This is a genomic window from Vagococcus zengguangii (genome assembly GCF_005145005.1).
GTDB lineage: Bacteria > Bacillota > Bacilli > Lactobacillales > Vagococcaceae > Vagococcus_A > Vagococcus_A zengguangii.
In genome coordinates this window covers 1,070,836-1,095,957 of sequence record NZ_CP039712.1, presented here as the reverse complement: position 1 = coordinate 1,095,957, position 25,122 = coordinate 1,070,836, and the positions used below count along the sequence as shown (strand labels likewise).

The following is a 25,122-nucleotide window of genomic DNA, read 5'->3' as shown; positions in this document are numbered from 1 at the left end:
CCTTTATTCTATTTGTTACATCACATCTAACACGGTATAGCTTTTCTTATCATAACGGTTGCGACTTCTTGAAAATTCAATTGGACGTGAATTTTTAAGGTAAACCACCTGTTCAACTTCAAGAACTGGATCACTCGGTTGACAGTCTAAATATTGATGATCTAATTCGGTTGATTTATCCGCATGAATATTTCGATGTGCTCCAGCAAATTCAATTCCAATTTCCTCTAAATACGAATAAATCGAATGAGAACTGATTTCTTCATTCAAACCTGGCACTAAGTCAACCGGCATAAACGTATGCTCTAACGTATAAGGCTCATTCTCAACATTACGTAAACGAATAATTTCATAAACGGGTTGATGAGCCGTAATTTTCAGTTTTTCTTGAATAAATTCATCAGGAAAAGCTACATCGAATTTGATGACATCGGTTTTAATCTCCTTGCCTTCTAAACCTTTAGTTAGGCCTGAATAATCTGTAGCTAATGTGGCACTTCTTTCAGGTAATTGATTATTTAATACGGTCGTTCCTAGCCCTCTTTGACTGTAAACTAACCCTTCCATCATTAAAATATTAATGGCTTTTTTTATCGTCATGCGACTTACTTGAAATTCCTCAACCAATTCAACTTGATTGGGAATTAAGGTGTTTTCAGGATATTCACCCGCTAAGATACGCTTACGAATGATATCCGCGATGTATTCATATTTCGTCATTGTCATACTCCCTCATTTTATTCTTTTTTATTATAGCATACCTATCTATTGCAAACCTTTACATTATTATAATAATTATATCATTTAAAGTGTAAATGTATAGTCATTTAACTTAAATTGTGTTATCATTAAAACATAATAATATTAGGAGGCGTTTTCATGGTAAACTATCAATTCCCTGAAAATTTTTGGTGGGGTTCCGCTGCAAGTGGTCCACAAACAGAAGGTAAATTCGAAGGTGACGGCAAAGGACAAAATGTAATGGATTACTGGTACACCATTGAACCAGAAAAATTCTTTAACAATGTCGGTCCCGATAACGCATCACGCTTCTATCAAACTTATAAAGAAGATATTCAATTAATGAAAGAAACCGGGCATAACTCGTACCGTCACTCTATCCAATGGAGTCGTTTGATTCAAAATGGGGTTGGCGAAGTCAATCAAGTAGCCGTTGACTATTATAATGACTTAATTAACGAAATGATTGCGAATGATATTGAACCCTTTATGAACTTATATCATTTCGATATGCCAATGCCCTTCCAAGAAAAAGGTGGCTGGTTAAATCGTGAAACCGTTGATGCCTATGTCAACTATGCAAAAACGTGTTTCGAATTATTCGGCGATCGTGTGAAAAAATGGTTCACCCATAACGAGCCAATCGTTCCGGTTGAAGCTGGTTATTTATACCAATTCCACTATCCAAATGAAATCAACTTAAAACATGCGATTCAAGTGGGATATCATGAAATGTTAGCAAGTGCAATGGCTGTTAAAGTTTATCATGAATTAAACCTAGATGGACAAATTGGGATTATTTTAAATTTAACCCCAAGCTATCCACGTGACGAAAATAACCCTGAGGATGTAAAAGCAGCTGTCATTGCCGATGCGATGTTCAACCGCTCATTCTTAGACCCTTCTGTTAAAGGAACATTCCCGACTGAATTAGTTGATATCATAAAAGAGCTTGATATGATGCCCGAAATAAAAGATGGAGACTTAGATATTATCCAAAATAATACCATTGATTTACTAGGTATCAATTACTATCAACCACGTCGTGTCAAAGCAAAAGAAACTCCTATCAACCATGAGCATGGGCCTATGCCAGAAGATTACTTCGATAATTACGAAATGCCAGGACGCAAAATGAACCCTCATCGTGGTTGGGAAATATATGAAAAAGGCATTTACGATATTTTAACAAATGTCCGAGAAAACTATGGCAATATTCCATGTTTCATTTCTGAAAATGGAATGGGTGTTGAAGGTGAAGAAAAATTCCGTAATGCTGAAGGGATTATTGAAGACGACTACCGTATTGAGTTTGTTTCAGAACATTTAAAATATGTTCACCAAGCCATTCAAGAAGGCACTAACTGTCTAGGTTACCATATGTGGACTTGCATGGATAACTGGTCATGGACCAATGCTTATAAGAACCGTTATGGTTTCATTTCAGTTAACCTTGATAAAAACTGGGAGCGCAGCATAAAAAATAGCGGTCGTTGGTTTAAACAAGTTTCTGATAATAACGGCTTCTAATAATACAAAATAGAGTATGACATCACGTCATACTCTATTTAAATATTTTAAAAGTTAATTTCAAATCCCCAAACGAATTTCAAAAAATAACCTAAAAAAATGGCACAAGCAAAGCTAATTAAGTTTCCTAACAAATAATAATCACCATACGATTTATCTTCAAATTGTCTAAAACGTGCTAACATTTTAAAACAAGCAAAGATCGCAACTGCAATCAAATTATTGGCAAAGCAACACATCATGACAATGGAACGTTCAAATCCACCTATCCATAATCCTGACTTAGTCGGAAACTCCTCTACAGTAAATACTCGATTCGTCACCACACGTTCAATTTCTGAAAAATCACCGACTGCTCTAGTTTCTTCCACTTCAACTTTCTCAACGATTTCACGATCAGGTTCGAAATAGCCTAAAATCAACTTATTTAAATTACCAACAACAAAGATACTCATTAATAATACAATAATGGTTAAAAGGAGTTGCGAGCTAAATTCAAGTGACAACATGCCACTAAGTAATAAATCTAAACTTTGAAAGACTCTAAAGTTTTCTTTAAAAACAAAGCTGATAGCTCCTACTATAATCGTCAAATGCGTTACTTGATCAAGCAAAAAGACCCCAACTTGATAAATCATTTCTAAATGAAGATCCTCTTCTTTTTCATCAATCAAATCAATCACATGTTCTTTACCAATATCAACAACCCAATGCAAGAAACATATTAATAAAATAACGTAGACTAACTTCAATATAATCTCACTAGTTACTTCTGGTAAATACAGCAAATAAGCAATTCCTAACACTAAATACACACAGAAGTGAATGAAAATATGGCCTACCATCTGCTTTCTTGTCAACTTTAGTTGATTTTTTTGAAACGGAAAATCAGCCAATAAATGTCCAATAATAAATGCTAATACTAAATTGCCCATTCTTTCTCCCCCAATATTCAATATGGAAAACGATAAGTTTACATAATAATATTATTAAACAACCCATCGTCACCCTACAGTAAACATAACATCATAACTTATATAAATTATACAACATTAACAAAAACAGTGTCTATTTATTGAATTTTAAAAAACAGACCTGACTATTCAGGTCTGTTAAATAATTACTTAATTTTGTTAGGAATTTTAATAAAAGCTAATATACATAGTGCGACTAATCCTAAAGCGAACGTTACCGCATAAGCTGTATGAATACCGAACAATAATGAAGCTGATTCAGTTACTTCCGGGTGAAGACTAGCATAAGAGCTATTGGCAGTCGACATAATCGTAATTAACACAGCCGTACCAATTGAGGCTGCCACTTGTCGAATTGTGTTATACATTGCATTTCCATGACTCAATAACGCATCAGGCAATGAGTTCATCGCTTGCGTTTGGATTGGCATTAACACCATAGCAATACCGATGTTACGAACCATTTGACACAAGGCAATTACCATTAAACTTGCCTCTGGTTTGAAAAAGATAAATGGTAACGTACCGATTGCTAAAATCGTCAATCCGATATTACTCAATATTTTATAACCATATTTATCAAATAAATTACCTGTAACTGGTGACAAAACAGCCATTGAAAGTGCTCCTGGTAGTAACACCATGCCTGACTGTAAAGGTGTAACCCCTTTTACATTTTGTAAGAATAGTGGTAATAATAACATACCTCCATACAGACCCATGATTATGAAAAAATTAGCAATCGTAGATAACTTAAACATTTTTTCTTTAAATACAGCAAAATCTAAAACGGGTTCCTTTAATTTAACTTGCATACGAACAAATAGCATCAAAATAACAATACCTAGCAAGATATACCCCGCCACATTAAAACTACCCCAAGCATGACTACCTGCATTACTAAAACCTAGCAATAAGGATCCTAACCCTAGTGAAGATAATAAGATACTTGGTTTATGCAAACTAATATCTTTTGGTTCACCAATGTTGGGCATAAAAATAGCCGCTAAAATAAGGTTTAATATCACTAAAGGTAAAATCATATAAAATAAGTAACGCCATGTAAAGGACTGAACAATCCATCCTGACAAAGTTGGTCCGATAGCCGGCGCAAAATTCATCGCTAAACCGATGAAGCCCATTGCTGTCCCGCGATGTTCAATCGGATATAAGCGCATGACTATGACGGTTAACAGTGGTCCAACTACCCCACCTCCAGCTGCTTGCAGCATCCTACCGATAATTAATAACGTAAAATTATCCGAAATCCCACAGATTAATGTCCCAACAGCAAAAATCGTCATAATCGTTAAATATAAATTACGTGTCTTAAATCGATCGATTAGATAGGCTGTTGTTGGGACCATAATGCCATTAATTAACAAATAACCATTTGTTAACCACTGCCCTTGTGCAGCATCGATGCCAAAATTTTTCATGATGCTCGGTAGCGCGACATTCATTAATGTTTGGTTTAAAAAGGCAATAAATGTTCCAAACAGAAGAATGGCAAGTATCATGTTTGTTGATTTTTTCTTCATATATCTCTTCCCTTCTACATTCAAACTAACTAACTATTTATAAGCCAATTAATTTGGTACCTAACTATCATAGCATATTAATAGGATATTTTTCAAAATAAATAGTCAACCTAGTGAATTTTCACTAGGTTGACTATTTATTTCGTACTAATCAAAATCGTTTTAGAAATATCTTCATAAAACAGCTGTTTATCTTTGGTAATAATATTGTATAAAACATGCAACACAAATACCAACGTATAGAACGTTAAGATAAACACCATATACAAGACAACATCAAGCTGTTCATCTGGAACGGTACCCGTAGCAATTAACGCATTACTAAGCAAAACATTAATTATGAAACAATTGATACCAAATAATAATTGTCGGATGAATAAGGCTTTTTTAGAAATTTTCTCACCGGTCTCGGTTATCATCTTAAGTCCTGTTACTTTCTGAGCTAACGTTTGCCCGTCAAAAATAGTTACCGGCACTACAAAATAATAAATAAAAAACGATAGAACGCTTATTAGATAACCGTTGCCCAGAAACCCTTCAACTATTCCCAACAGCCAAGTAAAGACTAACCAGTCAGTAAGATACGTAACACCACGTTTAATATATGACACTTGTTTAGCACTTTTCTCCTGACGACGTTTAAGAGCTTCTTCTCGTGGAAACAGCTTTTCAACTAAAGGCGTCATGCCATAACCAATTAAACCACCCAAAGTATTCAAAAACAAATCATCCACATCGAATAAACGATAACTACGAGGATAATAACCATATAACCCACTTAACTGTGTCAATTCAAAAAACAACGAAAAGCCAAATGATAATAAAAAAGTTGTTTTCAAATCTTTTTTAAACAAATAACGCATATATATACCGAACGGAATCGTCAAAAAGATGTTAAACACAGGCTGAATAACCACTGACTCTTTTAACGCTGACAAATACGTTGCAGGTTGATTAATTATTAAACTTGTTTCTTCAATAAATGCCCGTACAAATTGAAATGGTTGCAAGCTGTATCGTGCTGTTGTAAACTTAGCAACCTCCTCTCGATCAGGTAAAGGCAAAATAACTAGAAAATAAGCAACAATCAGGTATAACATAAAACTATAAATAACGAGTCCATACCATCGTAGAAATGTTACGTGCTTATAATATTGGTATAAAAAAATTGGCAAACTGATCATAAAAGCCATAATTGGAAATGCAATCATTGCCATTTTTATTGGTTCTAAATAGACACCCATATAAACTTCCCCCTAATAAATACATTCTTATTCATTTAACTTACATGATTTTAAATAGGCTTGCAATAATAGATTTAAACATACGCCATCATTTCTCCCAAAATATTCAATTAATTCATAAACTGCCTCCCACCTTCCTACATTATGTACCCCTCTAATAATCACTTAACGCTCTTTATTCCAGTCTTTTAAGCCAATGTAAGCCCTATTTTTAGCTATTTAATTAGTAAAATGATATAAATAAAGTATAAAAATATGAGGGAGTGTCAGATAAATGAATATTGAAGATTTATTAAAAACAGTTTTTAATTTAATGAACGAGGGGAAAGCTGAAGAAGCACAAACACAAGTCGAAGAAAACCGCTCTGAATTTGGTGATATTTTCGGTCAATTAACGGATTTATTTGCAAAAAAAAATGAAACAGCTGATCACGATATTTTTGGTAATTTAACGGATTTATTCAGCGAAAAAGCTGATGTGACTCAATCTAGTTCAGCTACTGATAGTTCAGTTGATATCTTCGGTTCATTAAAAGACTTATTGGGTGGTGCTACTTCAGCTTCTGCTCAAAATAACGACTTACCAGAAATGCCTGAAATTCCATCAAGTTTACAAAATACTGGTGAAGAAGCTTCTGGTTCTGGCGATTTCTTATCTGAAATTTTGAAAAAAATGTTAACAAAATAATTTAACCTTAGTCTGTGACGCCTGTGCGTCACAGCTCTTTTTTTGCAAAAAAAGAGAGAACAGATGCTCTCTCTTAATCTAAAATATTTAAACGAATCTTTTTAGGGCCATTGGTTCTTACTGAATAAACAATCGTACGAATTGCTTTGGCAACGCGTCCTTGCTTACCGATAATTCGACCGATATCATCTGAATGTACCTTCAAATTATATTCCATAAACTCATCTGACTCTTCAATCGTTAATGAGATATCTTCAGGATGACTGACTAACGGACGAATGATAGTTACGATCAATTCTTTCACATCTGTCATAATCTACGCCACCTTATTTTTTCTCAAATTTAGCTTCGTGATGTTTTTTCATAACGCCTTCTTTAGAAAGGATGTTACGAACTGTATCTGAAGGTTGTGCACCTTTTGATAACCAATCTAAAACTAAATCTTCTTTGATTGTTACTTCTGCAGGGTTTTTAGTTGGAGCGTAAGTTCCTACTACCTCGATGAAACGTCCATCACGTGGAGAACGAGAATCTGCTACTACAATACGATAAAATGGATTTCTTTTTGAACCCATACGTTTTAAACGAATTTTAACTGCCATTATTATGTCACCTCCATGAAATATATTACAATGGATAGTTTAGCACTAAAAAAAGAGCTTGTAAAGTGTTTTTTCTTTACAGGCTCTTTTTATCTTTATCTATCAACTTTTTTTAAAACGATGTTTTTATAAAGCACCACTGTAAATACATAATAGATTAAATAAACAACAGCAAATAAGCTGAACGGCAACCATAGCTGTGCGTATGGATTAGCTAGAAATGATTCAAACATTTTTAATCCGAACAATACATGAGCTGTCCCTAACAACGCTGGCACAATAAACAATACGCCAATTTCTTGAGCAATTGATTTTAATAACAAGCTTTTACGAACTCCCATTTTACTTAACATATCATAACGGACTTTGTCGGCATGAGCGCCTGTTAAAATTTTGAACATTAAACAACTTGCAAGCATTGCTAAGAAAGCAATTCCCAAGAAGGCTCCCATAAACATGAAGCCATTCATCATACCGCTCATGACACTATATAAACTATATTTACTAGAAGCATTAAATTGCTCCATATCACTTCGCTTAGTTTCTAATTGATTAATTGCTTTTAGCTGTGTCAAGCCATCCTTAAAGTTATCAAGGCGGACAACATATTTCTCAATAATTGGCGCCTCTACTTGATCAAAATCAGCCTGTGAAACGATATGATATTCAGGATCAGCTTTATAAGGTTGGTAAGCATTATCTAAATTACCCAACGTATTTAATACCTCACCTAAACTATCATTATTATAGCTATAGACATCTCCCTCATTGAACTCGTTATACTCTACAAACTCTGTTTCAGAAAAGCCCCCTACAACTACAGTGTTATCCATACGTGATTTATCGACAATTAGCGGATGGGCCATTAATTCATCATATAAATAATAAGTCTTGTCCCCAACTTCTTTAACTTGATAGATAACTTTGTCTTTAACTCCTGGTAAATTATCAATTTGTTTGATGATTTCAGGTGTAGGATTATTGCTCACAACATCATATTGATAAAACGCCACTGATGATTCTTTTTCATGATTAAAACCAAATCCGACCGTAATCGCACCTAATGATAAAGCTAACATCATAGTTATCATGCCTAACACACGACTAATACTACCTGCTTTAAAACTTAACTGTGATAAAGTGAAAATACGTAAATTCTTTTTAGAGAACTTAGAGTTTTTGATTAAATTTACAACTAATGGGAATAAGGCTTGATAAAAAGCAAATGTCCCAAACGTAATCGTCAACATTGCTATCACGATACCCATTTGTCCTACTTTATCTAAATGGGCCATTACCCAATAACCAATCGCTAATAAAATGATAGATACTAGAGTTAAACCAACAATCTTAAATTTGTTTGGTCGATACTTCTCACTTGTCCCTTCTTCATTAAGCAATTGCAATAGTTTTGTTTTTGAAAATTTCAAATTATTAACAATAGCTGTAAAAATAAATAATATAACATAGAAAGCTACAGTAATCAAAATTGCTTTGGTAGAAAATGCGCTATAAGCATTGGTTTCAAGTTCTAACATTTTCATCAAGACACGACTCATAATATTAGCAAACCCTGCCCCAACAAATGTTCCAATTAACAGCGCTAACCCACCAATTGATAACGTTTCGATAGTCATCATTTGTTTAATTTTAGTTTTTTTAGCGCCAAACATCATATACATACCATATTCTTTTTTACGCATCGATAGTAAGAACGAGTTGGCATAGAATATGTATACGATGGTCAGTAGCCCTAGCATTACTGCACCAATCTGGAAAATAAAGCCTACAATCGCAACAGTTGGAATGACTTCTTCCAAGAAAGTCGTATTCACAGATAATGTTTGGAACATATAAAAAATAGCCACTGATACGACTAACCCCATCATCAACACGGCGTAATCTTGCCAGCGTTTTTTTACATTAATAAGTGCTAATTTCCAAGTCATCTCTTACACCTGACTTTCTGATGAAAAGTCAACATGTGATAAGATAGAAAGAATTTCTTCATAGAAGACTTGTTGACTGCCTTTTTTCTCGATTTCTTTAAAGATTTCACCATCTCGAATAAACAAAATTCGTTTACAGTAACTTGCGCTCATTGGATCATGCGTTACCATTAAGATCGTTGTTTTATCTTGCTCGTTTAAGTCACGTAACGCTTCTAATAAGTTCTTTGCGTTTTTTGAATCTAGTGCCCCTGTTGGTTCATCACCTAGTAGCAATTCAGGCTGATGGATTAACGCTCTAGCAGCTGCTACACGTTGTTTTTGTCCACCTGAGACTTCTGTAGGATAATTGTCCAAAATATGGTCAATGCCTAAACGATTGGCAATTCTCTCTACTTGTTGATTAATTTTCTTCGCTGAGACACCTTGTAGCGATAACGGCAGCCCAATATTTTGACGCATCGTTAAATTTTCTAATAAATTGAAGTCTTGGAAAATAAAACCAATTTTTTCAGCACGAAAATCAGCTAATTGATTTTCGTTTAAGTCCACGATATTTTCGCCGGCAATCTTTAAGCTACCGCTTGTAGGTGTATCAAGGGCTGAAATCATATTTAATAATGTTGTTTTCCCTGAACCAGAAGGTCCCATAATCCCAACGAATTCTCCTTCATGCACATTGAAAGAGATATCAGCTAATGCTTGATATTGTTTTTCATTAGGCTTTCCGTATATTTTTTTTAAATGATTAATCTCGACAACTTTTTCTGTCATAATTTCTTCCCCCTAGTGTTTTTCAATAACCTAATCATACGCCTCCTCATGACAATTGCCATCAGACCTAAGACCCACATTTCACTCGGTTTATAGTTCGAATATCGTCAGCATTTTATAGTTATCGGACGTTTATAGTAGTCCTGTTCATTTTTTTCAGCCGTCGCCATTTGATAAATTTTTCCCGCCTTAATATCTAGTATTAACAACTCTTCATTTTTTTTATTGATATTCGTAATAATTGGTAAAGTGGTTTGTTTTTTTATGTGTTTAAGAAATTGCTGACCTGTCTGGCTAAATCCTAAGACACGTAAATAATTTTGCGCACGTGCTCTTAAAATATCTTGATCTTTTATATTTAATAATAGATAAGTAGACAAACGTTGAATTCTTGTCCAAGTGAAACGTTTAGTTTTCACTAATTCTACAAACTGATGAAAACTCTCAGCCTGTTTCGCAACTTCTTTTAAACGATATTCTATTCCCTGTGTCATTTGGTAAATCTCAGCTAAATCACTAGTCGATAAAATCGTCAATTGATACTTTAAATACGGCCAAAGTTTTTCCCACGAAATAAGGGGGCACTCAGTTAAGGCCTGGTAAGTTTTAAGTGGAACAACTGGTTGGACCTCGGCAAATCGTCCAGCAAGCATTGCTTGACGAATGGCTGTGCCACTAGCGAAGACTTCGTGGTTGACCGATTGTTCGTTATGCTGGGCCTGATGACGTTTAATCGGAGCTAATTGCATCGGACGTGGATACTTAATGTTTTCTTTTGCGTAGCTCATTCCTAGTATATGGTTCGGTGACGAGAAATCTAACCGCATCTCAGGAAATAACTGGCGATAAACTTCTGTCATCTGCTGGGGATAATTCATGCCATTATTTTGAATTCGTCTAAACGCTTCATCAATTTGAACTTGATTTTCAAGTTGAAACTCCGCAAATTGATGATAATCTAACTCCCCTTCATAATCTGTGCCAAATGATAAATAATCAACCCCTAGAGCTTGTAATAATTCAACCCCACCTGCCGCAAAATAATCAGCTGCCTGCACCGCATGAGCAAACGGCAATTCGATGACTAAGTCAGCCCCTGCAGCTAAGGCTAGTTCAGTCCGTTTCCATTTATCAATAATCGCCGGTTCACCACGTTGTAAAAAGTTACCACTCATCACAACGACTAAACAATCAGCGCCCGTTATTTTTTTTGCTTCCACTATTTGATAACGATGTCCGTTATGAAACGGATTATATTCTGCTATTATGCCACAACTTTTCATAAGAACCTCTCTTTAATTTGTCATGTTACTAGTGTATCATAACTTTATTTGAAACGAAAAAAGGAGAGATAACTAGGTTACCTCTCCTTTAACTATGAATAATTAGTCATTTAATGATTCAATATATTTATAAACTTCTTGTCCAGCGATACTACCATCGCCTACAGCTGTGGTGATCTGACGTAAAATTGTTTTTCTCACATCACCAATCGCATAAATACCTGGGACAGAGGTTTCCATTTTTTCGTTCGTCACAATCCAACCTTCTTCATCAGTAATACCTAAATTACTGAAGTTTTCTGTGATTGGCACTAAACCGACATAAATGAAAACACCGTCAACTTCTAACGTCGATTTTTCACCAGTTTGAGTGTCGACCAATTGTAGTGCTTTTACCTTGTTGTCATCACCCTCGATGGTTTCAACCGTTTTGTTCCATTCGAAAGCCATTTTTTCGTTCTTGAACGCTCGGTCTTGTAAAATCTTTTGCGCACGTAACGCATCACGACGGTGAACAACTGTCACTTTAGAAGCCATTTGTGTTAAATAAGCTCCCTCTTCAACCGCGGAGTCCCCACCACCGATAACAGCTAAATGTTGATTACGGAAAAATGCTCCATCACAAACCGCACAATATGAAACCCCTCGACCAGCAAACTCATCTTCACCAGGGGCACCTAATTTACGATGTTCTGCTCCTGTTGCAATGATCACAGTTTTTGTTTCATAGCGATTGTCTTCTGTGACAACTGTTTTATATGTTTCATTTACTTCAATACCTGTTACATACCCATAAGCATGCTCGGCACCGAAGTTATTTGAATCTTGATACATTTTTTCAGATAGTTCTGGGCCGCTAATCATGCCCATACCTGGATAATTTTCTACCTCAGCAGTATTCTGCATTTGACCACCGTAGATACCTCGTTCTAAAACTAACACTTTTAAATCCGCACGAGAGGCGTATAAAGCAGCGGTCATCCCACCAGGACCTGCTCCAATAATGACTACATCATACATAATTTCATTCCCTCTTCTCTATCAATTTTCCTCCCTTTACTTTACTCACTTATCAGCATTTTGTCTACCCTTTTGTTTTTTTCAAATTTGTTTAAAAGTTAATTGACATTAAGTGAAGGTAGTCTAAAATGAAGATAATAAATAAAAGGAGGGGCTTATGTTACGTTATTTATCACCAACTCGTAGTGACCGAGAGTTACTACTATTAAGTTGGCCTATTTTAGTTGAATTGTTTTTACGTGTGATTATTGGAAATATCAACGTCCTAATGATTTCTGGTTATTCTGAGCCAGCAGTGGCTGCGGTTAGCTCGTCTAACCAATTAATCAACTTAACCGTTTTTATTTACGGTTTTGTAACAGTCGGCACACAAATTATTATCGCCCAATTAATCGGGGCTAAAGAGCATCACAAAATTAATAAAGTCATTCAAACTGGCCTTTTTGGTGCTTTTATCATGGGGTTATTGATTAGTTTGACATTTATTTTCTTTTCAAAGCAATTATTAGTCTTTATGAACTTACCAGTTAATATAGTAGAAATTGGGAAAGACTATTTACAATTTTTCGGTGGGAGTTTGATTGTTTCTGCTCTAACCGCAGTTGTCATCGCTGTTTTAAGAAGTCATGGACAAACAAAACCTGCGTTGATTATCCCATTGGTTTCAACAATTTTAGCGGTTATAGGAAATTATTTTGCTTTATTCAGCCCGTTTGGTTTCCCGCATCTCGGCGTAAAAGGCTTAGGTATGTCGAGTGCTATAGCTAATACCATAGGGTTAATTATTTCGCTATATTTATTAAATCAATGTGTTGGTTATAACGTATTAAAGAATAACCCATTGAAGTTTTCAAAAAGCTATTTAGGAAAAATTTTCAAATTAGGCTTACCTTCTTCTGGAGAATCATTATCTTATCAAGCGTCACAAATTGTCGTCACCATCATCGTGGCAACACTTGGTCAATCATATTTAATCGCAAAGTCTTACGTACAAACCATTACCCAATTTGTCTATATTACCGCAAGCGCTATTGCACAAGGTAACCAAATTATGGTGGGACGTTTTGTAGGTGCAAAAGACTATGATAACGCCTTTGATCGTGCAAAACGCAGTGCGGTACTTGGAACGATAATCACCATTGTTTTTTCATTCATCGTTTATCTTTTTGCTGAACAATTTATGGGGATTTTTACCGACAACCAAGAAATTATTCAGATTTCTAAGATCATATTATTGATTGATATCGCCCTAGAAACTGGTCGTGCAATTAATATGATTTTAGTCAGTGCACTCAATGCAGCAGGTGATGTTAAATTCCCTCTGATTTGTAGTTTGATTGCATTATGGGTCATCAGTCTCCCATTTTCTTATTTACTCGCTATTGTTTTTAAATGGGGCTTAGTTGGGGTTTGGTTAGCTTACACTATTGATGAGGGGCTACGCTCTATTGCAATGTCAAAACGTTGGCAATCTGGTCACTGGCGAAATAAAAATGTTGTCTAACACGCAATCACTTAATGACTAAAAAAGGATGTAGCCAAAACACTGGCCACATCCTTTTCTTATATATTATTCACCTTTTTGTTGCAATTGATACATATCATAATACAAGCCACCATGTTCGATTAACTCGTCATGATTCCCTCGCTCTACAATACGTCCTTTATCTAACACTAAAATTAAATTTGCATCTTTAATCGTTGATAACCGGTGGGCAATCGCAATCGTTGTTCGACCTTTACGCATACGTTGTAGGCCTTCTTGAATCAACCCTTCTGTCTCCGTATCAATATTAGCCGTAGCTTCATCTAATACTAAGATTTTAGGATCCGTTACTATAGTTCTTGCAAACGATAATAATTGTCGTTGCCCACTAGAGTAGCTAGCCCCACGCTCAATGACTTTTGAATCATAACCATCTGGTAGCGACTCAATAAATTTATCTGCTTGAACAAACTTAGCTGCCTCAACAATTTGTTCATCCGTAATACTTTTATCTAGCAAACGGATATTACTCTTAATGTCACCATAGAACATAAAGGCTTCTTGTAAAACTAACCCTAATTTATCTCGTAATTCAGACATCGGATAATCACGAATATCTCGATCATCAATCAAAATTTCGCCGTCATAAAACTCATAAAAACGCATTAAAACATTAATAATAGAGCTTTTCCCACTACCCGTATGTCCAACTAAAGCCACGGTTTCACCAGGATTAGCCACAAAACTAATATTTTTTAAAACTTGATGTTCCCCGTCATAAGCAAAGCTAACGTTACGAAACTCGACTTTCCCTTGGGTAATTTTAGCATCTGCTTCTTGATTTTGTTGCGGCGCTAATTCCTCATGATCCATAATTTTTAAAATCCGACTACTTGCGACAATCCCATCTTGGAAAACACTCAAGAAGTCCATCATATTAATCATTGGTTGAAAGAATGTCTGAACATACGTAATAAAGGCATAAATTATCCCGATATCAATTAACTGATTCAATGACAAGTTACCAAAATAATACAACACTAAAGCAGTCGATAACGCGACTAATAAGTTGATAACTGGCGCTAATAATAATGAATTGGTTTTAATCATCGCTGTTTTTGTTTGTAAGTAATCGTCATTAATTGCTTCAAATTCAGCTTCTAGACGTTTTTCTTGTCTAAATTGTTGAATAATTGACATACCTGAAATCGATTCATTTAATTTCGTATTCAACTGGCTTAATTTTTCACGCATTTGACGATAAACACGTGAACTGAATTTTTGATAATACCAAATAATAACCAGTAGTAACGGGATGAACCAGACAATCTTCAAGGTCAAGTCTGGGCTTAGTAACCACATCGCGATAATCCCTGAAATAATCCCAAAGACACCGGTAATTACACTTTGAAAAACAAACCAGAAGTCCACTAAGGTCTCCGTATCATTGGTCACACGTGAGACAATCGAACCAGCTGGTGTTTGGTCAAAGTAGCGCATACCTAATGATTGTACCTTCTTATATAAGGCTAAACGGATACTTTGCGACGTTCTAACAGCTCCTTTTAAATATAAGCTGTATTGGAAAAACCAAATAACTGCTTTAACAAGGACCGTTGCAAAATATAACATTGCAAAAAAGAAGAAAATGTTTAAGCCCGTATTGCCAACTTTTAGATAATTATCGATAAATTGTTGAATAATTCTTGGTAACACCATATTGACCGCCGCTAACACTAGCGACAAAATAATTGAAGGAATAAATAAGTGCCAATATGGCTTAGTATAACGGATCATCCGTTTCACAACCTGATACTGTTCTTTAGTCGACATCGATTTTGTCCATTCTGATTGATGCTCAGCCATTACTCAACCCCTCCTTCAATTTTTGCTTCTAACTGTTGACGCTCGTACATATCTGCATACCAGCCACCTTCAGCTTCAAGTGATTCATGCGTGCCACGTTCACTCACTGTTCCTTCGTCAATCACTAATATTTCTTGCGCATGCATCACACTACTTAAACGGTGTGCCGCAATAATTGTTGTTTTATTTTGACGAGTAGCCTTTAAATTCGAAAGAATTGCTTCTTCCGTTTTGGCATCAACTGCTGATAGTGAATCATCTAGAATCAACAACTCTGGATTAACTAGTAAGGCACGCGCAATTGAAATACGTTGTTTTTGCCCACCAGAAAGAGACACTCCACGTTCGCCTACCATCGTATCGTATCCTTCAGGGAATCCCAAAATATCATCGTGAATAGCCGTCATTCTGGCTACTTCTTCGACCTCTTCCTGAGTCGCTTCAGGTTTTGCAAAACGAATGTTATCACGAACCGTCATTGAGAACAAGAAATTATCTTGTGGCACATAACCGATGGATGATAATAAAGCGTCTAATGAATAATCAGCTAATGACTCGCCACCCATCTTAATTTCACCATCAAAATGGTCAAACTCACGTAATAATAATTTTAAAATCGTTGTTTTACCAGCACCTGTTTTACCGACTAAGCCCAATGTGTTGCCTTCTTTTAATAAGAAATGAACATTATCAAGACTTGATTTTTCATCACCATCATAAGTAAATGAGGCAATATAAAATGCTAAATCACCCTTGGCTGGTGTAGTAATCGCGTTGTCTTTTTCATGAATTTGTGAGGTTTCTTTTAACAATTCTTGAATTCGGTCGTAACTAGCACTTCCGCGCTCTAATACATTGAACAAACGACCAATAGCAAACATTGGCCAAACAAGCATCGAGATATAAGCAAACATTGACACCATATCCCCAACTTGGATAATACCTTTGGACACAAAGTAACCGCCAGCTGATAACGTTAAAACATACGATAAGCCGATAATAATGGTAATTAGCGGATCAAATAATGAATCGATAAAGTTTACGCGATTTTGTTTACCAATTGCGTAATCAATTTTTTCCGAAAATTCTGTAATGTCTTCTGCTTCTTGCCCGAACGTTTTGATTACTTTAACCCCTGTGATACTTTCTTGTGTTTTATCATTAATCATTGAAAACGCTTCTTGAGACTCTTTAAACGCATCATGCATTTTAGTTCCCAAAACGCGTGACATTAGGCCTAGTAATGGTAATGGAATTAATACAATCAACGTTAATCGCCAATCAATCAATAAACACATAGCTACGATAGTAATCCCACCATTTAACAGTGAATCGACAAGAGTCAAAACACCTGCTCCAGCCACGTTTTGAATGGCATTCAAGTCATTGGTCGCATGTGCCATTAAATCGCCTGTACGATTTTTTTGGAAAAAGACTTGGTCCATTGAAGTAAAGTGATGGAACAAACGTTTTCTCAAAGTTTTTTCTAAACGAGCGGCACTCCCCCAGATGTTAGTACGCCAGATAAATCGTAAAATATACTGACATATTCCGCCGAAGAACACCACGCCTACATATAATAATAACTTTTCTTTCGTCAATGTCTTATTGTTGACTTCATTGACAACCAAACCGATAATTCTTGGGGTTAAAATTTGTAAAAGTGCGACGATAATTAATGATAAAACACCCCAGAAGTAAGCTTTTTTCTCTTGCTTGAAAAACCAGCCTAACTTTTTAAAAATTTGCATGTTGCACCTCCTAATAATTCCGTAATACTGCTTTGATACGAGCTTCACATTAAAAAATAAAAAGCGAACGCCCGTTTACAAGCGCTCGCTTTTTCGCATACGAATTGAACTTATCAAATCCTATTTTTTCTTCTGATTTTGGTTTTTCATAGAAGCCATCATTTGACGGATTTTCTTTTCAGAAGGTTTTTGTCCCATTTGTGCCATTAAAGAACGTAATAATTCTTCGTTGACTGGTGGATTTTTTTGTAAGTAATCTTCCATATATTTTTTTGCGATGAAGAAGCCGCCGACTAAACCAGCTAATAACGCTATAATAGCAATTAAAATTACCCATCCTGTACCCATTTAAATCGCCCCTTTCATCTTTAGATTCGTTCTCTCAATTACTAATTCTACTAAAAGAATAGCATTTTGAAAAGGTTATTTTATGTTTTTAAACAAATTTGTTATTTTTGTATGTCTTCCAACAGATTCGGATTAAATTTTTGGGCTCTAAACATTTCAATTTCATGCTTATAAGGTGCTTTTGCTGTCTTTTTATCTTCACCAACATATGGCGTTTCTAGGATTTTTGGTAAATCCTTTAATGCCTCGTGATGAACAATGCGATTTAATGCCTCAAAACCTATCTCACCAAAACCAATATTCGCATGTCGGTCTTTACCAGCTCCACGAACATTTTTTGAATCATTGACATGAATTACTTTTAGACGATCTAACCCGATGATTTTATCAAATTCTGTTAAAACCGCATCAAAATCAGTAACATCATAACCTGCATCATGAATATGACACGTATCTAAAGTAACTGATAATTTCTCATTTAATTCAACACCTTCAATAATACGAGCAATCTCTTCAAAAGAACGACCTAATTCAGTTCCCTTACCCGCCATTGTCTCTAAAGCGATTTGTGGGATTTGTTCTTTGGTTAAGACCTCATTCAACCCTTTAATTATTTGATTAATGCCAGCATCCACTCCTGCGCCTACGTGAGCACCTGGATGCATGGTAATTTGTGTACCCCCTAATGCTTCAGAACGCATAATTTCATCTTTTAAAAATTGCACAGCAAACGGGAAATTTTCTGGCTTCGTTGTATTGCCTAAGTTAATAATGTAAGGCGCATGAACGACCATATGGCTCAACCCAGCCTCTTTCATCATCAACTGACCTTTTTCAATATTCATTTCTTCTACCGCTTTACGGCGTGTGTTCTGTGGTGCACCAGTATATATCATAAACGTACTAGCATTATAACTAGCCGCTTCCTGAGCTGCACCTAATAACATTGCTTTGCCACTCATACTTACATGTGATCCTATTAACATCTATCTTCCCCCTAAAATTATCATCTTAATAATTGTATGTTTTTTTTGACAAGATAACAATCTAATTGCTTAAATTCAAGCCTTTTTAACTCATTTATTGGACTTTTTACATTATTAAGGTGTTGGGAAGATAAAACTAGGCTGAATGCGTGACTAATTTAAATATTTTTAAGATGAATTTAGCAAAAAAGAAATTAATAACAGCCGTTGCCCCCACTGTAATAATTAACAATGATAGTCCCATTTTAAAAATTATCAACAATTCTTGCATACCAATCATACTTCCAATCATAAAGACACTAAACAAATAGGCGATGCCACTGACTAAAGTAGATATAAAAATAATCAGACTAACCGAGGTCGTATTTTGTGCCATATTTTTCCCCTTCAATAACTTGAACATTAGTAAGCAGCACATAGCAGACAATAAACGGTCTATCAAAGATGGCATTAAAAATAAGGGATTAGCCCCTGCTAGTAAAGATAAGCCGACCGTTAATAAGCTAGCTATCATCACTTGTTTAAAGGTTGGATTGATTATCACACACAGAAATAAGAAGACTAACGCAAAGTCAGGACGAATTAATCCAAAAAGACTAGGTGTAATTAACGTTAAAATTTGACCTAAGACGATTAAAATTGGTGTTAGTGTTAGCATTTTGGTTAGTTGTTTTGTTGTATTCATAGAAATTTTCCTCACATTCATTTTTTTGACCATATGAGTACTTTCTAAAAAAACAAAAAAAGCATAGATTGCTCTATGCTTTCGTTCGAATTGGCATAGATACACGTTTTAGAAAGTACTCTAAAATTGTATCTATGGGTTCAGTTCAGAAGCCATACATACAATAGTATCTTTGCCAGTTTAATAAATTCATCGTATTAGTTAAAACTGAATGACTATTGTACATGTTATCGCTCCTCTCAAATATATTGATTACACCTTACCATGTCATAATGACTTTGTCAAAGGTAACAATTTCATCAATTAAAGGTAATAGTTCTTTACTTTTAGTAATTTCAACGTTTGGTTGAGTTAAATCTGTGGTATCAAGGCGATACTTATTCAAGAAGACCGTTTGCCAACCCGCCCCTGATGCACCCACCACATCATTTTCAAAATTATCACCGATTAAGCATAACTCATGCTCTTCTAACTGCATACATGTCCTAACATGTTCAAAAATACGACGATCAGGTTTATCAAATCCTATAGCCCCTGAAACGAAAATATTTTCTTTAGTAAACCATTTTTCTAAATTTAAATGTTTGATTTTTTTCCATTGATGTTGCTCTTCACCATTACTTAAAATGCCAATTGGAATAGCATTAGCGGTACAATAGTCCAGTACTTTTACCATTTCTTGATCGAGTTCAATTTTACCTTGAAATCCTTGATAAGCTTCTTGGAAAGCTAGCGCTTGTTCGTCTGTAATCTTCACATCCATCGCTTCAAACGATCGGCATAAACGATAACTAAACATTTCAAGTTTCGTTAATTCACCTTGGGTAAAAAGTGTGTAAGCTTCTATACTATATTTTTGACGATGTTCAAACAACTCAATTAAGTCGATTGTTTGGTATTTTTCCTCCACAAAAACTTGCTCATAGGCTTTCTTAAATGGTGCCATTTGGTCATACAATGTATCATCTAAATCAAAAAAAATCATTTGTAAAAACTACCTTTCATCACTTTTTATGAAAATATTCATGTCTTCTTCTGAAAGTATACATTATATTTCAATTCAATTAAAGTAAACCGATTAAACTATGAAGTACGTACGTTTTTTGCTATAATTATGAATGATTGTAGATTAATGAGGTGATGACACTGAAAAAAGAAAATAAACGTCGATCAAATGATAAACACACGCTTAAAGACAACTTGCTCTTTGGAGGTATCGTATCCATGGAAGTAATCAAGTCAGGGATTTATCTACTACTTGCGTTGCTAATTCTTGGCGGTTCATTAGGAGCGGGTATCGTCTTAGGTTATTTTACCAACTTGACTGAAACCACTAGAATTCCTGAAAAAAAAGAATTAGTCAAAGCCATCAACAATATCGAACTCGTTTCGCATATTAATTTTGCTGGTGGTCAGAAAATAGCTGATTTAAGGTCTGACATTGTGCGAACAAGAATCAATCAAGATGAAATTTCTCCTCTAATTAAAGAGGCATTAATTTCAACCGAAGATGAATACTTTAACATCCATAAGGGCATCGTTCCCAAGGCTTTAATCCGAGCAATGATTTCCGATGTTACAGGACTAGGCGGACAATCAGGAGGTTCAACGATTACCCAACAGTTAGTGAAACAACAACTTTTAACTAACGAGTTAAGTTTTTCACGTAAAGCCAATGAAATTTTATATGCGTTAAAAGTTGAGGACGAATTATCAAAAGATGAAATATTAACAGCTTATCTCAATGTTTCTCCGTTCGGTCGTAATAATAAAGGAGAAAACATAGCCGGCGTTGAAGAAGCAGCACAAGGATTGTTTGGTGTTAAAGCCAAAGACGTCACGCTTCCACAAGCTGCCTATATCGCTGGTTTACCACAAAGTCCAATTGTTTACTCCCCTTACACCAATACAGGGGAATTAAAAGAAGACCTTAGTTTAGGCATTGAACGCCAACAACAAGTATTAGCAAATATGCATCGTGAAAAACTGATTTCTAAGGAAGATTACGAAACAGCAAAGAAATATGACATCAAAAAAGATTTTCTAAAACAAGAAGTTAACGAAGAAGATGAACGTGGCTACTTATACTATTTAGTCGAATCAGAAGCCATAAAAACATTAATGAAACTCTATTATGAAGCGGATGAATTGACAAGTAAGGACGTTGAGAACGATGAAAATCTCTATAATCGATACTATACACTTGCTGAGAGAGATATTCGTCGTAAAGGATACACGATTGAAACAACCATAGATAAAGATGTCTATGTTGCCATGAATCAAGCGGTTCAAAATAATGAATGGTTAATTAATGACTGGTCAGGTAATCAAATTCAAAACGGTAGCGTCTTAATGGAAAATGCGACGGGTAAAGTTTTAGGTTTTGTCGGAGGTCTAGATTACTCAGAAAATCAAAATAACCATGCATTCCAAACCAAGCGTTCTCCTGGTTCAACTATGAAACCAATTTTAGCTTATGCGCCAGCGATTGATGTCGGACTAATCGGTAGTGAAACCATGCTCCCTGACTTTAAACGTAATTATAAAGGGAACTCTAGTGATGTTGAATTAACCAACTATGGTAAAAAATCGAGTGAATCCTTTATATCTGTTAGAGACGCTCTTAAAAACTCTGGAAACATTACTGTCGTAAACTTATATCAAGAATTATTAAATAAAATTAATCCAGAAGAGTATTTTGACAAAATGAACATTGACATGGGATCAGATGAATTTATACGTGAATCGATTCCACTTGGTGCGATGGATTATGGTATGAGTGTTATTGAACAAACAAATGCCTATCAAACCTTAGCCAACCACGGTGAATATCTCGAAGGTTATGTAATTCAGAAGATTACAGATTCTACTGGAAAAGTTATCTACGAACATAAAAACAACCCTGTACAAGTATATAAACGTTCGACTGCGTCAATCATGAACAATTTGATGCGTGATGTCTTAACAAGTGGTACCGGAACAACAGCAAAAAGTACCTTGTATGGTGACCTTGCTTATGCTGATTGGGTAGGTAAAACCGGGACATCGGAAAACGACCGTGACTTTTGGTTTACTGCTTCTACACCAGGAGTGACCTTAAGCTCTTGGATTGGTAAGTCAAATACTGATAACCCCAACAATGTCAATATGCCTTATACTTTTGGTCAAAACAACATGACATTATGGGCGCATATCGCTTTAGCAGCGTATCAGGCAAAACCTGATGTCTTCAAAACTAATGAAACCTTTAGTCTTGATGATTCTGTACAAAGCTATCAAGTTTCTGATAAAACAGGTACAACAATTGGTTCTTTCCAGTATAATAATCGTAATTATTACACACCTGGAAAATCTGTCACTTCATATTATTCAGAAGGCAATCAACCTTCTAGCCCAAGTTATGAATTTGGTGTAGGCGGTACAACCGAAAACTACAACAAATACTGGACTGAATCCACTAAAAAACCAAAGACAACTACGACAGAAAAGAAAAAAACTAACACCGATCAAAAAACTGATGAAGATAAAAAATCAGATGATGACGATGACAAAGACGAAGAGTAAACAAAAAAACTTCCTAAAATTAGGAAGTTTTTTTGTTTACTCTTATTTAATAAAAGAAGCCCTCATCTTCTAAGTAACTCTCTGCAGCTTCTTTCGTTTTAAAAATAGCCTCAATTGATTCCGACTGCATGACAACGGCCCATACTGGATTTACATAACGTAGGCGTAAAATATCCCCTCGTTCATCCTGCCATTCTTCTTCATAACCTTCTTCAAAACCGTCTAATGTTTTACGTAATTCCTCAATACCAAGTTGAATTAATCGACGTAATTCTTCAGCTGAAGCGTCTCTAACAGAAATATAACCGTCATTAGTCTCATCAGCTGGTAGATACCCTGCATACACAAACGCATTGTGACTTTTCGGATGAAGGTATTTTACCACAACCGTACGATCAACTGCGCTTTCGGGATAGTGATAGTTAATGCGATTCATTGAAACTGGCTGAGCTTGTAATTCTTTAAATTCTTCAATAATTTGTTTTTTCTCATCAAATGTTAGCATCATTCTTTCCTTTCAAAAAAAGCAATGAACTAGAAAAGCCTATATTTCCAGCTCATTGCCCCATTATATTAAATCCAACCTATCATTTTAGCAAACAAAATGACGGCAATAATCAAACCTAGTGAATAAATAATTTTTACGCGTTTACGATTTTCTTTATGACCCAAGATAATCATGGCTAGTGCGCCACCTAACCCGCCACCGCACAAGCCAATTGTCATCATTTGCCATTCAGAAACTGGCCATTCTTTTTTACCCGTTTTTTCTTGGTGATAATCAAGCCACATCAAGAAAAAAACATACACGTTAGCCGCGATTAAATAGACTAAAATTCCTGTACTCATATTAAACTGCCTTTTGCTCGTTTAATTTGATGATACCAACGATAACGTCTGTCGCTGTTTGCATACTTTCTACTGCGACAAATTCAAAACGTCCGTGCATATTTTCGCCACCCGCAAAAATATTAGGTGTAGGTAATCCCATATAAGAAATTTTAGAGCCGTCTGTACCACCACGAACAGGTTCAACTTTAGGTTCAATGCCTACTTCAACCATTGCTTCTTTTGCTAATTCGATAATGCTCATATCTTTTTCGATAATTTCACCCATATTGTAGTATTGGTCATACATTTCTACCAAAATACGCTCTTCATCGAAAACTGCATTCATTCTTGATTGAATTTCCGTAATCAAAGCTTTACGTGCTTCAAATTTTTCGCGCTTATGATCACGAATAATATAGCTCATTTTAGCTTCTTCTTCATTACCAGATAATTCCATTAAATGGAAGAATCCTTCATAACCTTCAGTAAACTGTGGACGTTCATCCGCTGGTAACTGATTATCAAAGGCAATCGCTAAAGATAAAGCATTTATCATGGTATTTTTAGCTGTACCTGGATGAACATTTTTCCCATGAATCGTAATATTAGCTTGAGCAGCACTAAACGTTTCATAGTTTAATTCGCCTACTGGACCACCATCCATTGTATAGGCAAAATCAACATCGAAATCTTCAACGTCAAAACGGTCTGCACCTACTCCGATTTCTTCATCTGGTCCAAAAGCCACTTTAACTTTTCCGTGTTTAATATCTGGATTATTGATTAAAATTTCCATTGCTGTCATAATTTCAGCAATACCAGATTTATCATCAGCACCTAATAACGTTGTGCCGTCCGTTGTAATTAACGTTTGACCTGTGTAATTTGCTAAATTAGGGAAATCTTTTACTGTTAATTTATATTTGCTGTCACCTAATGTGATATCTGAAACGCCATCATAATTTTCTACGAATTGTGGGTTAACATTAACTGCGTTAAAGTCAGCCGTATCCATATGCGCAATAAAACCAATACTACGTACATCAGCTTTATCTGTATTACTTGGTAGTTCAGCTGTTACAAAGCCATTTGATTCGTTATATTTAACATTTGTCATTCCTAACTCTTTTAATTCCGCTTCTAACATATGCGCAAATTCAATTTGACTTGATGTTGAAGGAACTGTTTGACTCGTATGATCAGAACGAGTTTCTTTTTTTACATAATTAATAAAACGAGGCACTAAATTTTCATACATT

At 35.4% G+C, this 25,122-nt stretch carries 23 protein-coding genes; 4 read left to right on the top strand and 19 right to left on the bottom strand.

Translation table 11 applies throughout. The features are described 5' to 3' along the window. Positions 1 to 15 precede the first annotated feature (15 nt). Positions 16 to 720, bottom strand: a complete 705-nt coding sequence (locus FA707_RS05100; protein WP_136953210.1) for a GntR family transcriptional regulator — start codon at positions 718 to 720, stop codon at positions 16 to 18. A gap of 159 nt (positions 721 to 879) precedes the next feature. Between FA707_RS05100 and gmuD the strand changes: the two genes are divergently transcribed. Then, positions 880 to 2,271, top strand: a complete 1,392-nt coding sequence (gene gmuD, locus FA707_RS05095; RefSeq protein WP_136953209.1) for a 6-phospho-beta-glucosidase GmuD — start codon at positions 880 to 882, stop codon at positions 2,269 to 2,271. A gap of 47 nt (positions 2,272 to 2,318) precedes the next feature. Here gmuD and FA707_RS05090 read toward each other — a convergent pair whose 3' ends face one another. The 3 genes from FA707_RS05090 to FA707_RS05080 form a co-directional block, all read right to left on the bottom strand. After that, the gene (locus tag FA707_RS05090) at positions 2,319 to 3,206 is read right to left on the bottom strand and encodes a DUF3307 domain-containing protein (RefSeq protein WP_136953208.1); all 888 of its coding nucleotides are present in this window, start codon (positions 3,204 to 3,206) and stop codon (positions 2,319 to 2,321) included. A gap of 185 nt (positions 3,207 to 3,391) precedes the next feature. Next, positions 3,392 to 4,786: an MDR family MFS transporter gene (locus tag FA707_RS05085; protein WP_136953207.1), complete on the bottom strand. Its 1,395-nt coding sequence runs from the start codon at positions 4,784 to 4,786 to the stop codon at positions 3,392 to 3,394. A 137-nt stretch (positions 4,787 to 4,923) separates the two neighbouring features. Continuing rightward, entirely contained in the window at positions 4,924 to 6,030 is a 1,107-nt protein-coding gene (locus tag FA707_RS05080; protein ID WP_136953206.1) for a VanZ family protein, read from the bottom strand. A 274-nt stretch (positions 6,031 to 6,304) separates the two neighbouring features. On the opposite strand from FA707_RS05080, the gene FA707_RS05075 reads away from it, so the two are divergent. Continuing rightward, positions 6,305 to 6,718, top strand: a complete 414-nt coding sequence (locus tag FA707_RS05075) for a hypothetical protein (protein WP_136953205.1) — start codon at positions 6,305 to 6,307, stop codon at positions 6,716 to 6,718. A 73-nt stretch (positions 6,719 to 6,791) separates the two neighbouring features. Here the strand turns inward: FA707_RS05075 and FA707_RS05070 are convergent, their stop codons facing one another. The 6 genes from FA707_RS05070 to trxB all read right to left on the bottom strand — a co-directional run bounded on the left by FA707_RS05070 (position 6,792) and on the right by trxB (position 12,346). Continuing rightward, positions 6,792 to 7,031 (bottom strand): KH domain-containing protein, encoded by a 240-nt coding sequence (locus FA707_RS05070; RefSeq protein ID WP_154299892.1) that lies wholly within the window; start codon positions 7,029 to 7,031, stop codon positions 6,792 to 6,794. 13 nt (positions 7,032 to 7,044) lie between these two features. Continuing rightward, complete coding sequence (rpsP, locus tag FA707_RS05065; RefSeq protein ID WP_135254743.1) at positions 7,045 to 7,320, bottom strand: 30S ribosomal protein S16; 276 nt, start codon at positions 7,318 to 7,320, stop codon at positions 7,045 to 7,047. Positions 7,321 to 7,415: 95 nt separating this feature from the next. Beyond that, entirely contained in the window at positions 7,416 to 9,269 is a 1,854-nt protein-coding gene (locus FA707_RS05060; RefSeq protein WP_136953204.1) for an FtsX-like permease family protein, read from the bottom strand. 3 nt (positions 9,270 to 9,272) lie between these two features. Beyond that, on the bottom strand, positions 9,273 to 10,043 hold the full coding sequence (locus tag FA707_RS05055; protein WP_136953203.1) for an ABC transporter ATP-binding protein: 771 nt from the start codon (positions 10,041 to 10,043) through the stop codon (positions 9,273 to 9,275). Between the two features lie 107 nt (positions 10,044 to 10,150). Next, entirely contained in the window at positions 10,151 to 11,326 is a 1,176-nt protein-coding gene (locus FA707_RS05050; protein ID WP_136953202.1) for a nucleotidyltransferase, read from the bottom strand. 102 nt (positions 11,327 to 11,428) lie between these two features. After that, complete coding sequence (gene trxB / locus FA707_RS05045) at positions 11,429 to 12,346, bottom strand: thioredoxin-disulfide reductase (RefSeq protein WP_136953201.1); 918 nt, start codon at positions 12,344 to 12,346, stop codon at positions 11,429 to 11,431. A gap of 157 nt (positions 12,347 to 12,503) precedes the next feature. Between trxB and FA707_RS05040 the strand changes: the two genes are divergently transcribed. After that, a complete protein-coding gene (locus FA707_RS05040; RefSeq protein ID WP_136953200.1) occupies positions 12,504 to 13,850 on the top strand; it encodes an MATE family efflux transporter in 1,347 nt (448 codons plus the stop codon). Positions 13,851 to 13,916: 66 nt separating this feature from the next. Here FA707_RS05040 and FA707_RS05035 read toward each other — a convergent pair whose 3' ends face one another. The 6 genes from FA707_RS05035 to FA707_RS05010 form a co-directional block, all read right to left on the bottom strand. Continuing rightward, positions 13,917 to 15,698 (bottom strand): ABC transporter ATP-binding protein, encoded by a 1,782-nt coding sequence (locus tag FA707_RS05035; RefSeq protein ID WP_136953199.1) that lies wholly within the window; start codon positions 15,696 to 15,698, stop codon positions 13,917 to 13,919. Beyond that, positions 15,698 to 17,449 (bottom strand): ABC transporter ATP-binding protein, encoded by a 1,752-nt coding sequence (locus FA707_RS05030; RefSeq protein ID WP_136953198.1) that lies wholly within the window; start codon positions 17,447 to 17,449, stop codon positions 15,698 to 15,700. The genes FA707_RS05035 and FA707_RS05030 overlap by 1 nt, the downstream gene beginning before the upstream one ends. Before the next feature lie 120 nt (positions 17,450 to 17,569). Continuing rightward, positions 17,570 to 17,797: a YneF family protein gene (locus tag FA707_RS05025; protein ID WP_135254757.1), complete on the bottom strand. Its 228-nt coding sequence runs from the start codon at positions 17,795 to 17,797 to the stop codon at positions 17,570 to 17,572. A 101-nt stretch (positions 17,798 to 17,898) separates the two neighbouring features. After that, positions 17,899 to 18,783, bottom strand: a complete 885-nt coding sequence (locus FA707_RS05020; RefSeq protein ID WP_136953197.1) for a deoxyribonuclease IV — start codon at positions 18,781 to 18,783, stop codon at positions 17,899 to 17,901. 136 nt (positions 18,784 to 18,919) lie between these two features. Next, positions 18,920 to 19,468, bottom strand: coding sequence for a tryptophan transporter (locus tag FA707_RS05015; RefSeq protein ID WP_168177355.1), 549 nt, complete (start codon positions 19,466 to 19,468; stop codon positions 18,920 to 18,922). A gap of 259 nt (positions 19,469 to 19,727) precedes the next feature. Next, entirely contained in the window at positions 19,728 to 20,453 is a 726-nt protein-coding gene (locus tag FA707_RS05010; RefSeq protein WP_136953195.1) for an HAD family hydrolase, read from the bottom strand. Between the two features lie 155 nt (positions 20,454 to 20,608). Between FA707_RS05010 and FA707_RS05005 the strand changes: the two genes are divergently transcribed. After that, a complete protein-coding gene (locus FA707_RS05005) occupies positions 20,609 to 23,032 on the top strand; it encodes a transglycosylase domain-containing protein (protein ID WP_136953194.1) in 2,424 nt (807 codons plus the stop codon). Positions 23,033 to 23,078: 46 nt separating this feature from the next. Here FA707_RS05005 and FA707_RS05000 read toward each other — a convergent pair whose 3' ends face one another. From FA707_RS05000 to pepT, 3 genes are all read right to left on the bottom strand, one after another. After that, positions 23,079 to 23,540, bottom strand: a complete 462-nt coding sequence (locus FA707_RS05000; protein WP_246032352.1) for a hypothetical protein — start codon at positions 23,538 to 23,540, stop codon at positions 23,079 to 23,081. Positions 23,541 to 23,605: 65 nt separating this feature from the next. Then, positions 23,606 to 23,881: a DUF1294 domain-containing protein gene (locus tag FA707_RS04995; RefSeq protein ID WP_136953193.1), complete on the bottom strand. Its 276-nt coding sequence runs from the start codon at positions 23,879 to 23,881 to the stop codon at positions 23,606 to 23,608. Between the two features lies 1 nt (position 23,882). Beyond that, positions 23,883 to 25,121 (bottom strand): peptidase T, encoded by a 1,239-nt coding sequence (pepT, locus tag FA707_RS04990; protein WP_136953192.1) that lies wholly within the window; start codon positions 25,119 to 25,121, stop codon positions 23,883 to 23,885. Between the last annotated feature and the right edge of the window lies 1 nt (position 25,122).

What these genes read in the sequence shown, in the direction of transcription:
- pepT (WP_136953192.1), bottom strand. Translation starts at nt 25,121, where the DNA reads ATGTATGAAAATTTAGTGCCTCGTTTTATTAATTATGTAAAAAAAGAA.
- FA707_RS05050 (WP_136953202.1), bottom strand. Translation starts at nt 11,326, where the DNA reads ATGAAAAGTTGTGGCATAATAGCAGAATATAATCCGTTTCATAACGGA.
- FA707_RS05040 (WP_136953200.1), top strand. Translation starts at nt 12,504, where the DNA reads ATGTTACGTTATTTATCACCAACTCGTAGTGACCGAGAGTTACTACTA.
- FA707_RS05055 (WP_136953203.1), bottom strand. Translation starts at nt 10,043, where the DNA reads ATGACAGAAAAAGTTGTCGAGATTAATCATTTAAAAAAAATATACGGA.
- FA707_RS05070 (WP_154299892.1), bottom strand. Translation starts at nt 7,031, where the DNA reads ATGACAGATGTGAAAGAATTGATCGTAACTATCATTCGTCCGTTAGTC.
- FA707_RS05090 (WP_136953208.1), bottom strand. Translation starts at nt 3,206, where the DNA reads ATGGGCAATTTAGTATTAGCATTTATTATTGGACATTTATTGGCTGAT.
- FA707_RS05100 (WP_136953210.1), bottom strand. Translation starts at nt 720, where the DNA reads ATGACGAAATATGAATACATCGCGGATATCATTCGTAAGCGTATCTTA.
- FA707_RS05035 (WP_136953199.1), bottom strand. Translation starts at nt 15,698, where the DNA reads ATGGCTGAGCATCAATCAGAATGGACAAAATCGATGTCGACTAAAGAA.
- FA707_RS05085 (WP_136953207.1), bottom strand. Translation starts at nt 4,786, where the DNA reads ATGAAGAAAAAATCAACAAACATGATACTTGCCATTCTTCTGTTTGGA.
- FA707_RS05060 (WP_136953204.1), bottom strand. Translation starts at nt 9,269, where the DNA reads ATGACTTGGAAATTAGCACTTATTAATGTAAAAAAACGCTGGCAAGAT.
- FA707_RS05015 (WP_168177355.1), bottom strand. Translation starts at nt 19,468, where the DNA reads ATGAATACAACAAAACAACTAACCAAAATGCTAACACTAACACCAATT.
- FA707_RS05080 (WP_136953206.1), bottom strand. Translation starts at nt 6,030, where the DNA reads ATGGGTGTCTATTTAGAACCAATAAAAATGGCAATGATTGCATTTCCA.
- FA707_RS05020 (WP_136953197.1), bottom strand. Translation starts at nt 18,783, where the DNA reads ATGTTAATAGGATCACATGTAAGTATGAGTGGCAAAGCAATGTTATTA.
- FA707_RS05030 (WP_136953198.1), bottom strand. Translation starts at nt 17,449, where the DNA reads ATGCAAATTTTTAAAAAGTTAGGCTGGTTTTTCAAGCAAGAGAAAAAA.
- FA707_RS05075 (WP_136953205.1), top strand. Translation starts at nt 6,305, where the DNA reads ATGAATATTGAAGATTTATTAAAAACAGTTTTTAATTTAATGAACGAG.
- FA707_RS04995 (WP_136953193.1), bottom strand. Translation starts at nt 23,881, where the DNA reads ATGAGTACAGGAATTTTAGTCTATTTAATCGCGGCTAACGTGTATGTT.
- trxB (WP_136953201.1), bottom strand. Translation starts at nt 12,346, where the DNA reads ATGTATGATGTAGTCATTATTGGAGCAGGTCCTGGTGGGATGACCGCT.
- FA707_RS05025 (WP_135254757.1), bottom strand. Translation starts at nt 17,797, where the DNA reads ATGGGTACAGGATGGGTAATTTTAATTGCTATTATAGCGTTATTAGCT.
- gmuD (WP_136953209.1), top strand. Translation starts at nt 880, where the DNA reads ATGGTAAACTATCAATTCCCTGAAAATTTTTGGTGGGGTTCCGCTGCA.
- rpsP (WP_135254743.1), bottom strand. Translation starts at nt 7,320, where the DNA reads ATGGCAGTTAAAATTCGTTTAAAACGTATGGGTTCAAAAAGAAATCCA.
- FA707_RS05010 (WP_136953195.1), bottom strand. Translation starts at nt 20,453, where the DNA reads ATGATTTTTTTTGATTTAGATGATACATTGTATGACCAAATGGCACCA.
- FA707_RS05005 (WP_136953194.1), top strand. Translation starts at nt 20,609, where the DNA reads ATGACACTGAAAAAAGAAAATAAACGTCGATCAAATGATAAACACACG.
- FA707_RS05000 (WP_246032352.1), bottom strand. Translation starts at nt 23,540, where the DNA reads ATGATGCTAACATTTGATGAGAAAAAACAAATTATTGAAGAATTTAAA.